General features: G+C 49.8%; 12 protein-coding genes. 3 read left to right on the top strand and 9 right to left on the bottom strand.

The window, feature by feature from the left end; all coding sequences use genetic code 11:
• Positions 1 to 84: 84 nt before the first annotated feature.
• Both AC3WQT_RS25760 and AC3WQT_RS25755 read right to left on the bottom strand, forming a co-directional pair.
• Positions 85 to 2,946, bottom strand: coding sequence for a M16 family metallopeptidase (locus AC3WQT_RS25760; RefSeq protein ID WP_492708380.1), 2,862 nt, complete (start codon positions 2,944 to 2,946; stop codon positions 85 to 87).
• A gap of 128 nt (positions 2,947 to 3,074) precedes the next feature.
• Positions 3,075 to 3,494: a hypothetical protein gene (locus AC3WQT_RS25755; protein ID WP_492708378.1), complete on the bottom strand. Its 420-nt coding sequence runs from the start codon at positions 3,492 to 3,494 to the stop codon at positions 3,075 to 3,077.
• Positions 3,495 to 3,664: 170 nt separating this feature from the next.
• On the opposite strand from AC3WQT_RS25755, the gene AC3WQT_RS25750 reads away from it, so the two are divergent.
• Complete coding sequence (locus AC3WQT_RS25750; RefSeq protein WP_492708377.1) at positions 3,665 to 4,420, top strand: ATP-grasp domain-containing protein; 756 nt, start codon at positions 3,665 to 3,667, stop codon at positions 4,418 to 4,420.
• A gap of 23 nt (positions 4,421 to 4,443) precedes the next feature.
• Here AC3WQT_RS25750 and AC3WQT_RS25745 read toward each other — a convergent pair whose 3' ends face one another.
• The 7 genes from AC3WQT_RS25745 to AC3WQT_RS25715 all read right to left on the bottom strand — a co-directional run bounded on the left by AC3WQT_RS25745 (position 4,444) and on the right by AC3WQT_RS25715 (position 12,577).
• Positions 4,444 to 5,238 carry a UCP032817 domain-containing protein gene (locus AC3WQT_RS25745; protein ID WP_492708375.1) on the bottom strand — a complete coding sequence of 265 codons (795 nt, stop codon included), beginning with the start codon at positions 5,236 to 5,238 and terminating at the stop codon, positions 4,444 to 4,446.
• 130 nt (positions 5,239 to 5,368) lie between these two features.
• On the bottom strand, positions 5,369 to 5,878 hold the full coding sequence (locus AC3WQT_RS25740; RefSeq protein WP_492708373.1) for a DUF2867 domain-containing protein: 510 nt from the start codon (positions 5,876 to 5,878) through the stop codon (positions 5,369 to 5,371).
• Positions 5,875 to 6,264: a DUF6463 family protein gene (locus AC3WQT_RS25735; protein WP_492708371.1), complete on the bottom strand. Its 390-nt coding sequence runs from the start codon at positions 6,262 to 6,264 to the stop codon at positions 5,875 to 5,877. Before AC3WQT_RS25735 ends, AC3WQT_RS25740 begins: the two co-directional genes overlap by 4 nt.
• Positions 6,248 to 7,600, bottom strand: a complete 1,353-nt coding sequence (locus AC3WQT_RS25730; RefSeq protein ID WP_492708369.1) for an ABC1 kinase family protein — start codon at positions 7,598 to 7,600, stop codon at positions 6,248 to 6,250. Before AC3WQT_RS25730 ends, AC3WQT_RS25735 begins: the two co-directional genes overlap by 17 nt.
• Complete coding sequence (locus tag AC3WQT_RS25725; protein ID WP_492708367.1) at positions 7,597 to 8,340, bottom strand: TetR/AcrR family transcriptional regulator; 744 nt, start codon at positions 8,338 to 8,340, stop codon at positions 7,597 to 7,599. Before AC3WQT_RS25725 ends, AC3WQT_RS25730 begins: the two co-directional genes overlap by 4 nt.
• Before the next feature lie 275 nt (positions 8,341 to 8,615).
• Positions 8,616 to 10,874, bottom strand: a complete 2,259-nt coding sequence (locus tag AC3WQT_RS25720; protein ID WP_492708365.1) for an ATP-dependent DNA helicase — start codon at positions 10,872 to 10,874, stop codon at positions 8,616 to 8,618.
• A complete protein-coding gene (locus AC3WQT_RS25715) occupies positions 10,871 to 12,577 on the bottom strand; it encodes a VRR-NUC domain-containing protein (protein ID WP_492708363.1) in 1,707 nt (568 codons plus the stop codon). The genes AC3WQT_RS25720 and AC3WQT_RS25715 overlap by 4 nt, the downstream gene beginning before the upstream one ends.
• Positions 12,578 to 12,845: 268 nt before the next feature.
• Here AC3WQT_RS25715 and AC3WQT_RS25710 point away from each other — a divergent pair, with 268 nt between their 5' ends.
• Positions 12,846 to 13,211 (top strand): hypothetical protein, encoded by a 366-nt coding sequence (locus AC3WQT_RS25710; protein WP_110257271.1) that lies wholly within the window; start codon positions 12,846 to 12,848, stop codon positions 13,209 to 13,211.
• A 60-nt stretch (positions 13,212 to 13,271) separates the two neighbouring features.
• The gene (locus AC3WQT_RS25705) at positions 13,272 to 14,210 is read left to right on the top strand and encodes a DUF5655 domain-containing protein (RefSeq protein ID WP_492708361.1); all 939 of its coding nucleotides are present in this window, start codon (positions 13,272 to 13,274) and stop codon (positions 14,208 to 14,210) included.
• The last annotated feature ends 26 nt before the right edge of the window (positions 14,211 to 14,236 follow it).

Genomic DNA, 14,236 nt, shown 5'->3' with positions numbered 1-14,236 from the left:
GAAGCGGAGAGGCAATCTCGATGGATTGCCTCTCCGTGTTTTATGTTGCCTATGCTACCGAAATTATCGACCTTGCTTCCGATTTTACTTGGCCTCTTTTTTCTGCTCTGGATACATCACGATCTGCGCATAATTCTGGAAGTTAAAATAGCGTTGCGCTGCCTCTTTGATCTGCGCTGGTGTAATCGCACGTATGCGTTTTTCCACCGTCAATATCGCTTCAGCTTCGGTTTTGTAATAGACGGCATTTTGCAAATGGTTCAGCCAGTTTTCATTGCTGCGCAATTCTTGCTGGTGATCTTTCAGCCAGGATTGCTTGACCTTGTTCAAATCTTCCAGCTGCGGGCCAGATTGTTGGATTTTTTTGATCTCTGCAAATAAGCCTGCAATGACTTTGTCCACATTCTCAGGACTGCAAGGCAATTCAGCATCTATGCTGTACCTGCTTTGTGGAATACGCTCAAAAGAACCATTCAGACCACCACTGTAAATCAAGCCCTGCTTTTCGCGCAGCACATCAATGATCTTCAGGTTCAGAATGTCCACCATGGCATGGAAGCGGGCATTTTCCTCACGCGTGTAGGTTGATGGCCCGGTGAAACTCAATACCACGGTACTCTTTTCTTCATTACCAGCACGAACTTCTTTCTTGACGATGCCTTGTACAGGATTGATATGCAAGTCCTGATACTCGGTCTTGATGTCAGTATTAGGCAGGCTGGCAAGATAAGTTGCAATCAGTGGCCTGATCTTGTCCAGTTCAAAACTGCCAACGAAAATAAAGTGCATGTCCTTGGCGCTGCCAAAGCGGGATTGATAAATTTCTATACTGCGGTCCAGCGAAATTTTGTCAAAATCCTCGACCTTGGCCAAGTGGGCAACACGTGGATGGTCTTTATAAATAGTCGTCGTAATCGCTTCTGAGAAAATCGCTTCGGGACGCGCCCAGGTATTTCTTGCCAATTCCTTTTGCGAACTGATCAGCGACTGGAACAGGGCTTCATCCCTGCGTGGGCTGGTCATGCGCAGATACAGCAATTGCAGCATGGTTTCCACGTCGTTGCTGCTGGATGCTGCACCTATGCTCTCAGAATAGTTATCCATGCTGGTTCTGACATTGGCCGACTTGCCAGCCAGGGTTTCCTGCAAGTCTTTCTGGCTGAAATTAGCCATACCCATGCCCCAGACCACAGGATTACTATAGTAGACATTAAAATAATCCGCATCAGAGAACAAGGACATGCCGCCCGCACGGCGTGCACTCATCAACACCTGGTCGTTCTTGAAGTCGGTCTTTTTTAAAGTCACTTTCACACCATTCGACAAAGTCATTTCCACCAGACCCAGCAGTTTGTTTTCTTTTTCAGAAACGATCTGTCCGGGTTTAGGAAGTGTTGTCATCAGGCTGGCACTGGGCGCTTTTTCTGTGCGGGCTTGCAATGGTTTTTGCTCTGCCAGCGCAGTCATGTTCAGTAAATCTGTTTCGCTTGGTATGGTCTCGCCAGTCTTGTTTGAACCTACGTAAAACGCCAGTCTGATACTGTCATCCGGCGTTGCTTTTTTTGCGAACTGGTTCATTTCTTCCAGCGAGATACCTTCAGCAAATTCCTTGAAATACAAGTATTCATTCTTGATGCCAGGGATAGGTTCATTGGTCAGGAAATTACGTATGTATTCAGCTGCGAACGTCGCAGAATTGGACTTGCTGCGCTCATTGAACATGCTTTCATATTCACGGGCTTCGATCTTCTTGGCACGGTCAAACTCAGCTGCTGTAAAACCAAATTGACGTATACTGTTTTTCTCCTGCATCAAGGCATCCAGCGCTGGCTGTATGCCAGCCTGTGACAACATCGCCGTTGAGATGAAGGAATCATAGCCCGGCACTACTTGCTCACTACCGGCAGATGCCCCAAGGAAAGGCGGACTGGCTTGCTCAGTCAATGCTGCCAGGCGACGGTTCAGCATGGATTTGTAAAAACCGGCAATGATATCTTGCCTATAGTCGGCGATAACATCATGTGCAGGCTGTTTTGCCAGCGGGTAGCGCAGCATCAGCAAATTATTGGTGGCTTCTTTATCCGTAATCACCATCGCTTTGGAAACGGTGTTTTTAGGGATACTGATTTCTGGTCTGACGCGGGCAGGCACAGGATTTTTCAAACCGGAAAAATATTTGTGTATCATTCTTTCAGCCTCTGCAGGCTGTACATCGCCAATGACAACGACTGCCATCAGGTCTGGCCTGTACCAATCCTTGTAAAAGCGGCGCAGGGCATCATGCTTGAATTGCTTGATGATGTCTTCTTTACCTATGGGCAGGCGTTCTGCGTATTTTGAACCATTGAATACCTCAGGCAAAAACTGGCGCATCATGCGGTCATTGGCTCCTTTGCCCAACCGCGCTTCTTCAAGGATAATGCCACGCTCCTTGTCGATATCAGCAGCCTTCATCTCCACGCCTTGCGCCCAGTCTGCCAATACCTGAAAGCCGGTCTTCAGATAAGCAGGTTTGTCGGTAGGAATAGGCAGGATATATACCGTCTCATCAAAACTGGTATAGGCATTCAGATCAGCACCAAATTTCACGCCTATCGACTGCAGGTAAGAAATCAACTGATGTTTTTTGAAATGTTTGGAGCCATTGAAGGCCATGTGCTCAGTAAAATGCGCCAGGCCTTGCTGATCATCATCTTCCAGCACCGAACCGGCTTTCACCACCAGGCGTAATTCCACTTTCTTTTGTGGATTATCATTTTTCTGGATGTAGTAAGTCAGGCCATTTTCCAGCTTGCCCCGTTTCAAATCGGGGTTGATGGGCAGAGGATCACTCAGGCTTATTTCTGCCAATGCGGGTAAGCTTATGGCCAGCAAGAGCAGGCTGGCTACCAGCCTTTTTGCTGGAGTGGATGATTTTGCTACTGAAGTATCAAGGGTATTCGGCATAAATAGCTGAGCAGGCTGGACAAAAAATGCCAGTGTACCCTGTTGGCGGGATGCAGGTGAGGGAGGCTTTGTATCGATTTGCTACAGTTTCCCAGTTTTTAGCACGCGGCTTTCCACCTTGTGCATAGTCAGGGCTTGTCCACTTCTTCAATCTTGAATGAAATACTGCGCTCTGAGCCAGATCCGGTTTTGTTTTCTATCGGGGCTGACATCATGATGGCGTAGCTTTTTCCGGCCTCCAGATAACGTGTCAACACCGTATCTGCATAGCTATAAGAAACGCCACTGTTATACCTGAACGTAAATTTGTGTATGCCTGCAGGCAAAAACACCTGATGCAAGGTGGAATTAGCTGCGCCTGAATTTGGCAAAAATACCTTGTTATCAATCTCAGTGACTTTAAGTGCATGAGAAAACTTGATGCTCGCCATTTTTTGTGGTGGGTCAGTTTCGGCGACGCCAAGGTAATACCGGTTACCTACCGCACAGCCGCTGACAGTTATTGCCAGCAGGGTAGTTAAAATTACTTTCATATTCAATAAATTCATTTCTTTACTCTTTATCGCGATTTTCTATTTGGTCTATCATTGGCTCACAGCCTCAAGCTGTACATCCATTCGTAAGCTTGGCCCAGTTTGTGATAATGGTAGCATTGCGAGGTTTACTGCTCCAGTTCTCTTTTTTAAATTTGCAAAAAATTTTATATTTCAGGTGTGATATGCATTGGGTTATACAGCGCAGTATTTTTAAACCAGGCAATTATGATTTGCTAGTGCAAGCGCTGGACATCTTGAATGTCGAACATACCAGTGTGGCGCTCAAGCCTGGAACATATGATATGGAACCCGATGTCAGTCTGACCGGGAAAGTCTATATCTGCGGTGCTATCAAGCTCGCTAAAATAGCAAATGATCGTGGCTGGTTGCCTGGCAGTTTTTTAAATCAAAATTTCAACTTTGATGTCTGGCAACAGCATTTGGGTACAGATCTGCTTAACCACGCAGTGAGTACAGGCAAGCTGGCTGATATTGATACTACGTGCTACAAAAAATTCTTTATACGCCCGCTGGAAGACAACAAAGCCTTTGATGGTGCCGTCATCGATAATGAAATGCTGGCAGACTGGCGCAGCGATCCGGCGAAAAGTAATTTGTTGCAACTGGATGTCATGGTGTCACCAGTCAAAGATATTTACCGTGAATACCGCCTGTTTATTGTGAATGGACAAGTCATCACTGGTTCGCTCTACAAAATGGCAGGCCGACCGCACGTATCTGCCGATCTTGATGATGAGGTACTCGCTTATGCACAAACCATCATCCGCAATTGGGTACCAGCACCGGCTTTTGTCATGGATGTTTGCTTGTCTGAAGATGGCTTGAAAATGATTGAATTTAATAACATCAATAGCTCGGGATTTTATGCCTGCGATGTGTTGAAGTATGTTGATGCGATACAGCATGCCTTTGCTTAGATGGCTGACAAGCTATGGGAGTATTAACTGCCACCGCAACCTCCGCCACAGCCACCACCGCCGCAGCTTGACCCTCCGCCGTCGCAGCTGGCACTGCCAGAGTCGCAACTACTGCTGCCGCAGCTACTACCAGTGCTACCGCAAGACGAGCCGTTATTGGCAGCCTGGGCTTGTTTCTTCATTATTTCGTCATACGCCAGGGTAGAAATCAGGCCAGCAGCCAGCAACTGGGCTGCATCAAAACTTTCCGGGTAGATGGATTTGCCCACCCCTACACCGCGTGTACTCATGTTCTGGAAACCGATGCGGGCAGTAGTGCCAAAGTAAGAATAACCAAGCGGCATATGCAGTTTGCGGTCCAGGGCAAACAGGCGGGGTACTGACGAGCTGCCTGGCACGCTGCCTTCTGCCAGTTGTGCCGTGATCAGGCAGTTTGCCAATGCAGCATCCATTTCGCTGGTCATCTGTTCTGCTTCCACATGCGGTATCGTGCGTTTGAAATGTTTGAGGCAGAAGTTATCCAGGTTGATGGAAGACCAGCTGTTCCATGCATGCCAGATAGAATCTGCCGCCTTCGAGGGCAGGGCGCAGGCTTGTTTGCTACGGCTGACATAATCGAAGAACATCATCAAGCCTTCAGTCGCGCGGGCAAAAAAAATGGCATCACAAGGGATGCCGGGGAATTCATATTTTGCTTTTGCCTGCCAATGCAAGAATACGCCATTTGGAATATCAACTAACTGACGCTTGTAGTCGGAAAATTCAGTGATATTTCTCGCCCGCATCATTTGGTATTTTTGTTTTAATTTATTTAACATCGTCTTTAATCTCCTTTTCTCTTTTGTTTTAGTGATTTCATCTTAGAAGAGATTTATGACAAATGCATGACAAAAATGATGAGGGAAAATACGTATATGGTTTATCTCCGACTTAACAGAAAATTCTATCTTACGCTCTGGCTAAAACGGCGGGTGCAATGATTTTATGCGCCGGCCCGACGAACAGCATATACGCCCGCCCCAGATTATTGTGTACATGCACCACCGTGCTGAGAGCGATAAAAGGCTGGCCATCCCTGGTTTGCTTGGAGACCGATACCTTGACATCCAGATGCTTGTCAGAATCGCAGAGTATGACTTCTTCATCTGATTTGTACACCAGAGAAAATATCCCGGCCTTGTCACCGACCTGATAGGCTTCTGCAGGCTTGCTCTTGTTCAGTGCCTTCATCCCACCTACGTTTTTTAAACCAAATAAAACCACCACGCGATTACGTATGCCCATCATGGCATTGACCCAGTCTGGTGTTTTGGCAAAGGTATCCATATAGATTTGCATGGCGCTCAAATCCGCATGAGGGAAGGGTGTTTGAAAGCAGTCATAAAAATAAGCGCCGGGTAGATCTTCAGCGATCTTGCTGGATGTTGGAATTGCTGTTTCCATGATCTTGTTTTTCATGCTACCTGCCCTTGGTTTGCGCGTATGTTCATCAATGCAATTGCTGCAGGCATGGCCAGCCAAAAACCGGACGTGGGCATCAGTATCACCGCAAAGATGCAGCAGAGCAGGAGACCCAAACCCAGCGTACGGGCTTCAGTAAAATCAGGTTTGCGTTCCAGGCTGTTGATGGCCATACCCAATAGCAGGAACGGACCACCAAACAGCAAGAACCATGTCGCCGCCGACCGTAAAGGGTCACGATTGACGGTATTGAATACTCCTCGCTCCAGCATGCCCATCAAGACTGGCCCAAAGAGTAGAAAGGCAGCTATCGTGTGCAGAGCTGCAACGGCGATCAGATAACGACCTATCCAGATTTTCCGGGGTTTAGTTTGTGCTGACATGAATTGCTCCTTGCCTGGTCCAGGCTATTTGTGTATTGACGACCGCACCCATTTTCTTGAGCATATTCATTAGCCCCAGATAAGCGCGGTCAAAATAAGGTACGTCTTCATGCCAGCCCGCCAGGATGCCCGACAGCAGCTTGCTATGTTCTGCGTTGATGGTCTTGGGGTAGGGCGATTTATTGCTGAAGTCAAACTGCTTACTTTGAAATGCTTCCATCTTCCAGGCATGCAAGTCGGCGAGTGCAGTCATGACACTATGGTCAAATTCATCTTGCGTGACTGCATCGGAAAACAGGCCCAGATCTATATATGCCAGGCGCAGAAGTCGATTGCGCTCCACTTCATTCCTCATCAACAGGGCGCGCCAGCTACGTGCCATGGCATCACAAAAGCTGAGCGAGATTTTATTGGTGCAACCAAAATCCAGTACCGCCAAACGACCGCCCGACATGAATAAGAAATTGCCAGGATGCGGGTCTGCATGCACGCGGCCCAGTTCGCAAACGCTGAACCAGAACCAGTCAAACAACAATTGTCCAAAGTGATTGCGCTGTGCCTGATCGGGCGCTGTCGCCAGCCATGCATCCAGGTGCAGGCCATCGAGTCTTTCCATCGTCAAAACCCGCTTGCTCGACATCTCGTCCAGGCACTTGGGGATAACGATGCCAGGCAAATTCACATGCTCATGAAACCAGTTAAGCTGCATGGCCTCATGCTCATAATCAAGCTCTTCCCCCATCTTGACTTCAAGCTCGCTCATGAAGCGGTCTATGACCTCTTTACGCGGCAAGATGGTGGTACCCATGGCCAGGGTTTGAAAAATGCCACGCAGCATGCGCAAATCACTGCCTATGGCAGATGCAATGCCGGGGTACTGTACCTTTACCGCCAGTTGCTGACCATCTGCCAGTTGTGCATGATGCACCTGGCCCAGGCTGGCTGCGGCAAAGGCATGCGAATCAAACTGCGCATACAGGTGTTCTGGTGCCTTGCCAAATTCACGTTGAAAGACTTTATGGATCAGGGCACGATTCAAGGGCGTGACCTGGTGGCAGCCTTTCGCTAGCTCGCGGCGTATACCCTCCGGTAAAAAATCGGCTTCCATGCTCAGCAATTGCGACACCTTGAGGGCACTGCCTTTTAGCTGGTTGAGCGCCTTGAAGAGTATGCGCCCCAGCTCAGCTTCATGCCGTTCTTGCGCAGCCTGCTTGTCATCATCGCTGCGCAGCATTTGCCGCGCCTTGTGCCCCAGCTTGCTGGCACCAGCCTGCGCCAGTGCCAGGCCAGTGATGGCAGTTCTGCCCAGCTTGCTGGCGGGCGGTGCCTTGTTCATCGCGCATCCCCCAGGCCACGTCCCAATCCATTCTGCACGAGCTTGACCATCTCCAGCAAACCAGAACCATTTTGCATGATGCGCGACAACTGGTTGCGCAGCATGAAGCTGGCAAGTTCAGTTACTTTATTGACGATGCCGCTCTTCAAGGCCATCACCAGTATCGCCAATGTCATGTCCACCAGTTGCGTGGTATTCGAGAATTCTTCTGAATCATCCTTGAGCCAGTAAGCGATGACAGCAAACAGATAATCGCCAAACAAACCGCCGATCAGGTTCTTGAAATCGCAAGGGGAGATATCGCCACGTTGTTCTGCCTCTTCCAGCAGGCTGATAATTTCCTGCTTCAGGGTTTGCTGACCTGGCATATTGTCACGCATCATCAGCAAGGGTGATTTGCCAAAGATATCACGTGTAATCTCTACAAATTCACGGTCGCCCAGCAAGAGTTCCAACAAGGCATCCACCAGCCTTTGCAGCTTTTCTTGCAGTGTAAACTCTTCCCACCCCGGCGTTTCTTGCGCTACTTCGAGAGTGATTTCTATGCACAATTCGTAGTAAGCCAGCAGGATTTTCTCCTTGCTGGGAAAGTATTTGTAGATCGTCGCATCACCTATACCCGCCTCACGGGCAATCTGCTTCATGGTGGCGGCGTCATAGCCTTTTTCCGTAATCAGATCGACCGCAGTACGTATCAGGTTACGCCGGGTTTGCTCTTGCTGAGACTTGGAAGTTTTCATAATCGAGACGAGCTTCTATAAAAATGGTGATTGAGTTCCATTAATATATACATTGTTTCGTTAAATAACAAGGTTTACTTGTTTAATGGAGTGTTTGTATTGATTGTGGGGTGAGCGGGGCGTAGGTTGGGCTGGGCCTCGCTAGGCTACGTTTCACCAGCCCAACACTGGGCTTTTAAATAACGTATACGTTTGCAGAGGCCCAGTGTTGGGCTGATACCCCGTAGCCTAGCGAGGCCCGGCCCAACCTACGAAGGCGCAAAGACACAACTGTTTCAATCCACCACCCACCACCCCGGCAACAAAGCCCGCACATCGCTTCGCCCGAACCGGTCATCAATCAAATACACCACACCCCTGTCATCCGTCTGCCGTATCACCCGCCCGGCTGCCTGCACCACCTTTTGCAAACCAGGGTAAAGATAAGCATAGTCATACCCCGACCCAAAAATCTTGTCCATGCGCAGTTTGATCTGCTCATTGACGGGATTAAGTTGCGGCAGACCTAAGGTAGCAATAAAAGCACCAATCAGCCGCGCACCAGGCAAATCTATACCTTCACCAAATGAGCCACCCAGCACAGCAAAAGCAATACCCTGACTATCCTCAGTAAACTGCGCCAGGAACTCTTCACGATCGGCTTCATTCATACGCCGGGTTTGCAAACGCACAGGGATATCAGGATGCGCATTGATGAAGCTGCTGCTGACCTGCTCAAGATAATCAAAGCTGCTGAAGAACGCCAGATAATTGCCCGGCTGTGCATGATACTGCCGCGCCATCAGGGCGACGATAGGTGCAACAGAACGGGCGCGGTCGGCATAGCGGGTAGAGACGCTGTCCACCACATGCACCTGCAACTGATCCGCAGAGAAGGGCGATTCAACATCCACCCAGGCAGTGCCCTCAGGCATGCCTAGCGTGTCGCAATAATAATTCCAGGGGCTGAGCGTGGCCGAGAACAGCGCTGTCGTATGGCTGGCCGCAAAACGCGGTGTCAAAAAAGCTGCGGGCACGATATTGCGTATGCATAGCGTCGATGTGCCATGCGCTTTGCTGACATCAAATACAGAATGATCAGCAAAGCTTTCTGTCAGACGATTGAATAGCAAGGCATCCAGATAAAACTGCTGCAAATCCGGTGCTAACTGGCTGGGATTATCTGCAAAGTAAAGACCAATTTCTGTGCATAGACGCGTCAACGCTGTCAGGAATTTTTCTGGTATCTCGGCATGAGGCTGATAATCAGATTCCTGTTCTTTTTCCAGTTGCAACCAGGCGCGATACAAGCTGTTCAAAGTTTTCTTGAGCGTTGGCGGCGGTGCCTTGCGCAAGCGTTTCAGGCTATCGCGCTGCAACTCCGCGCTATACATTTGGCGCGCCCGCGTCACCATATTGTGCGCCTCATCCACCAGCACGGCGACACGCCAGTTATTTACTATCGTTAAGCCATGCAGCAAAGCGTAGATATCAAAATAATAGTTATAGTCGCCGACGATGACATCAGCCCAGCGCGCCATTTCTATACCCAGATAATAAGGGCAAACCAGATGTGCGAGAGCGATACTGCGCAAACCTTCCTTGTCCAGCAATTGCTGTTCAGCAGCGGCAGCACGCGCAGCAGGCAGGCGATCATAAAAACCCTTGGCCAGTGGACAGGCATCACCATGACAAGCCGCTTCAGGGTATTCACATGCCTTGGTCTTGGCAACCAGTTCCAGCGTGCGCAAGCCCAGGCCAGGCGTACTGCTCTGGATGTTGTTAAGCGCATGCAAAGCCAGTTGCCGCCCCGATGTTTTTGCCGCCAAATAAAAAATCTTGTCCAGCTTGTGTTCTGCCGCAGCCTTTAACAACGGGAACAAACTGCCTATGGTCTTGCCTATGCCAGTCGGTGCTTGCGCCAGCAGGCAACAGCCGCGCTTGCTGGCCTTGTACATCGCTTCAGCCAGCTGCCTTTGCCCTGGCCGAAAAGTCTCATGCGGAAAAACCATGTCCTCCAAAGCCAGATCCCGTGCAGCACGGTGTGCCACTTCCTGCTCTGCCCACGCAATAAATCGGCTGCACAGCAAGGCAAAAAAATCGGCCAATTCACCAGCACCTAAGTCTTGCTGCACCACCGTCTCTTTCTGGCTTTGTATATTGAAATACACCAGTGCCACACTGATTTTTTGCAGGCCCAGCTTCTGGCATAGCAAATGCCCATACACCTTGGCCTGCGCCCAATGCAAATGCCGGTGGTTGTCTGGCATGGCATGCAAGTCACCCAGGTAGGTCTTGATTTCTTCGACTCGCTGCATATCAGGATCATAACCATCAGCACGGCCACGCACATGCAATCTGCCATGCTGGCCTTCCAGCTTCACCTCGCGCTGGTAACTGCTGTTCCTGCGCAAGGCTACCGTCGCATGTCCGGCCATACCTTGCTCGGCAGTGGGCGAGGGGGTAAAGCGCAAATCCAGGTCACCTTGCTTTGCCGTGAATTCGCACAAGGTACGCACGGCGACGGTATAGCTGGCTGAGCTTATTGCACTCACTGCTCAGCCTCTCGCCACTCCAGGTAACAAACCGCCACCGGCATATCATGCATGGCACAAAAATCCAGCCAGCGCTTCTGGTTATCCTGCAGTTTATCGCCAGGTCCTTTAACCTCTATCATCTGGTAGCGCTGCTCTTGCGGCCAAAACTGTATCAGGTCAGGAAAGCCATTACGGTTGGCCCTGATGTCGAGCAAGATACGCTCAAAACTATGCTTTAGATGCTGCGCCGGTATGCATGCCAGCGCCATCTCCAGCAAGTCTTCAGACAAAGTACTCCAAAACACAAAAGGCGATTGCAAGCCAGACTTGGCCGCATAATTTTGTCGCATGGTCTGGCGATAAGCGCCCGTATCAAGCTGCGCAAAACAGGCCGCAAAATCATCCGCCCGCCGCGCCTGAAAATCAACACTCAATAAATCCGCAGGCCCACGCTGGAAAGGGTGAAAAAACGCCCCCGGTATCGCCTTGAAAATCACAGGCCAGCACAACAAACCAAACAGGGAATTGATAAGCGCATTCTCCACATAAAACACTGGCGCATCATCTGTATGCAAATGATCGCGCACCACATACTCGGCCACGTAATCTTCTTGCGGAAAGGGCAGGCGCAAGGCTAGCTCTGTCGGTGGCTTGCTGGTCGCCTTGGCGGCTTTAGCCAGCCCAAGCTTGCGGGCAAGACGCGGTGCAATACGCAACATCTGCTGATGTTCAGCCTCACTCTCAGGCGCTTGCTGCGCCAGCGTCAACAAATCATACGCAGCCTGCGTCTGCTCACTTTTCTCCAGCACACGTATGGCCCGCAAGCGAGCACCAGGGTAAGTGCAGCCCGCATACACCTCCTGCGCCAGCGCCCAGTCCTTTTGCTTTTCCAGGTGCTCACCAATCTGGTACAGCAAGCGGTTACGGCGGCTGGCCAGCCAGGCATTGTCCAACTTATGCAAACAAGTGGCTGCCAGTTGTGCCAACACCTCAGGCACAGGCTGCTCCGCATGAAAAGCCTCGCGGCAGGCATGCAAAGCCAGATAAGCGTCGATATCCGCCCGCTTGCCAAAGCCACGCGAGGCAGCAGAAAACTCCACCTTCTCATACTGGAAAATACCCAGGTCAGACAACACAAACTCAGACCAGTCCTGATACAGATTGCCAAAAAACAGCAAGCGCAAACGGTCACACACATCCTTGTTCACAACCTGATAAGCCATATCATCCACTGCACCCATAGCGCCCGCACACCAGGCAGAAAAAGCCTGGCTACCCGTATGCCGCAAGCTAAACAAACCCAGTTGCTCAGCCTTGGACAATTTCTTTTCAGCAGGCATCATCGCCAGCGCCAGCGCCAGCTCAGGCTTTTGCAACAAATCAAACAAGCCAGCAATATCGACAACAGGATCAGCCTGCACCCAGCCCACATCCACCAACGCCTGCATGGCCGCACAAGTCTCACCAATCTCCGCATACACCAGCTTGCTGGCCCTGAACACGCAACCCTTGCGCATCACCATACGCACAAACAAAGCCCGTGACGCCTGCGGCAGGCTGCCAAACTGCGCAATAAACGCCTGCTCGTCATCAGCCAACAAATCCGCATAACGCCCACCCACCCAGTCCAGCACGGCCTGGAAGTTTTCAAGGTAGTAAAAAGGATTATCCAGATTGGCAAGCATGGGGCAGGGGGAGCGTTTAAATAACTGTATATGCATACAGTTTAACGCAATGTGGCATGAAGGGTAAACGAGAACTGCGTCCAATTCCGTCTGTATTGAAGCTGCAACGGTTAAAATACTGCTATAACTCCCTCCACTTCAAGGGGATATTTGTGGGAATTCGCAAAACATGTTTTGCGCCACAAATATCTAAGCTGCATACTTGCAGCGCAGTGGAAGGTTGGGATGGGGATGGGTTTCAGTCGAGCACCCAAGCAGCAATTTTGCTAACTACCCCACCCAAAACTCGCAAAGAAGACAAAAAATGAACAAAGCCGAAGCCATCCAAATCGCCAACGATTCCCTGCAAGCCAACGTCCTCAACGAAGGCAACACCCAATTCTCCCAAGTCGTCCGCTACGGCAACGACGAAGGCTGGTGGCTCAACATCCCCCTGACCAACTTCAGGAAAGAAAACCACTTCCTCATCTGCAGCGAAAAAGCCAAAATCATCCGCCACCTGATGATCAAAGCCAACAACATTTTAAGCCCAGCCACCAAGTTCCGCGTCAAGGACGGCATCGCCGACATCTTCATCTCATCCGCCAACCCCAAACGCCTGACTGATGTGCTGCAAGGCGGCAGCAAGTACAGCTTTAATAAACATTTGGTGGATGAGCATAGGTATTGAGTTATTGGCGCTTCGCTCTGATAATGCGTCAATTGCTACTTTAATTAACAACAAAATACTATGAGTGAAATCAGCTTGTTCCGCCTGTGCGATGGCAAAGCCACCATGTTGCAAGGTGATGCATCTGGCCTTGAACGACCCCTGCAGACCCTGATAGAAAATAACCTGAGCAACCTGCTGCGCATACGTTTTCTGGCATCTGAATACAGCACCGGTAAAACACATGGCGGACGTATAGACACGCTAGGTCTGGATGAAAACGCCTGCCCAGTGATTTTGGAATACAAGCGTTCTGTGTCCGAGAACGTCATCAATCAAGGCCTGTATTATCTTGATTGGTTGATGGATCACCAGGCAGAGTTCCAGTTATTGGTAGCTAAAAAATTGGGTGATGCCGCCGCAGCCAGCATAGACTGGAGCGCCCCACGCCTGGTTTGTATAGCCGCTGACTTCACCAAGTTTGATGCACATGCAGTACAACAGATAGATCGCAATATCGAGTTAATACGCTATCGCTTATTTGGTGAGGATTTACTGTTATTGGAACAAGCCAATGGTGGCAGCAATCCAACATCAAAAGCCATCAACAAAACTGTCAATGAGGTCAGTCCAGCCAATCGATCCAGAAGTGGCGATAAATCATATGCAGAATGGCTGCATGAATTGTCACCACCCCTAAGGGAATTATTGACGACAGTCGAAGACTTCATTGCATCACTCGGTGATGACGTAGAGCGAAAAGAACTCAAGCTCTATGCTGCATTCAAGCGCTTGAAAAATTTTGCCACTGTTGTTTTGCAAAAGAATCGCATCGTGCTGTATTTACATATCGACCCAGCGCAGTTGGCTGTCATACCTGCTAATTGCAGGAATGTGAGTAATAGCGGCCACTGGGGAACTGGCGATTTGGAAGTGTCGGTTGCAAATAGCGATGACTTTGAAAATGCTAAGCAGCTTATATTGCAGGCGTATGAGGGTAGGGTGACTAAACCTTTTTGATTCAGTTCATCAGCGCAATTCTCTCC

Source organism: Undibacterium sp. FW305-107 (assembly GCF_058788535.1).
The sequence above is the reverse complement of the archived record's forward strand: the minus strand, read 5'-3'. Positions and strand labels throughout refer to the sequence as shown.

Bases quoted from the DNA above. Each gene is read 5' to 3' on its own strand.
- AC3WQT_RS25760 (WP_492708380.1), bottom strand. From the start codon at position 2,946: ATGCCGAATACCCTTGATACTTCAGTAGCAAAATCATCCACTCCAGCA.
- AC3WQT_RS25755 (WP_492708378.1), bottom strand. From the start codon at position 3,494: ATGAATTTATTGAATATGAAAGTAATTTTAACTACCCTGCTGGCAATA.
- AC3WQT_RS25750 (WP_492708377.1), top strand. From the start codon at position 3,665: ATGCATTGGGTTATACAGCGCAGTATTTTTAAACCAGGCAATTATGAT.
- AC3WQT_RS25745 (WP_492708375.1), bottom strand. From the start codon at position 5,238: ATGTTAAATAAATTAAAACAAAAATACCAAATGATGCGGGCGAGAAAT.
- AC3WQT_RS25740 (WP_492708373.1), bottom strand. From the start codon at position 5,878: ATGAAAAACAAGATCATGGAAACAGCAATTCCAACATCCAGCAAGATC.
- AC3WQT_RS25735 (WP_492708371.1), bottom strand. From the start codon at position 6,264: ATGTCAGCACAAACTAAACCCCGGAAAATCTGGATAGGTCGTTATCTG.
- AC3WQT_RS25730 (WP_492708369.1), bottom strand. From the start codon at position 7,600: ATGAACAAGGCACCGCCCGCCAGCAAGCTGGGCAGAACTGCCATCACT.
- AC3WQT_RS25725 (WP_492708367.1), bottom strand. From the start codon at position 8,340: ATGAAAACTTCCAAGTCTCAGCAAGAGCAAACCCGGCGTAACCTGATA.
- AC3WQT_RS25715 (WP_492708363.1), bottom strand. From the start codon at position 12,577: ATGCATATACAGTTATTTAAACGCTCCCCCTGCCCCATGCTTGCCAAT.
- AC3WQT_RS25710 (WP_110257271.1), top strand. From the start codon at position 12,846: ATGAACAAAGCCGAAGCCATCCAAATCGCCAACGATTCCCTGCAAGCC.
- AC3WQT_RS25705 (WP_492708361.1), top strand. From the start codon at position 13,272: ATGAGTGAAATCAGCTTGTTCCGCCTGTGCGATGGCAAAGCCACCATG.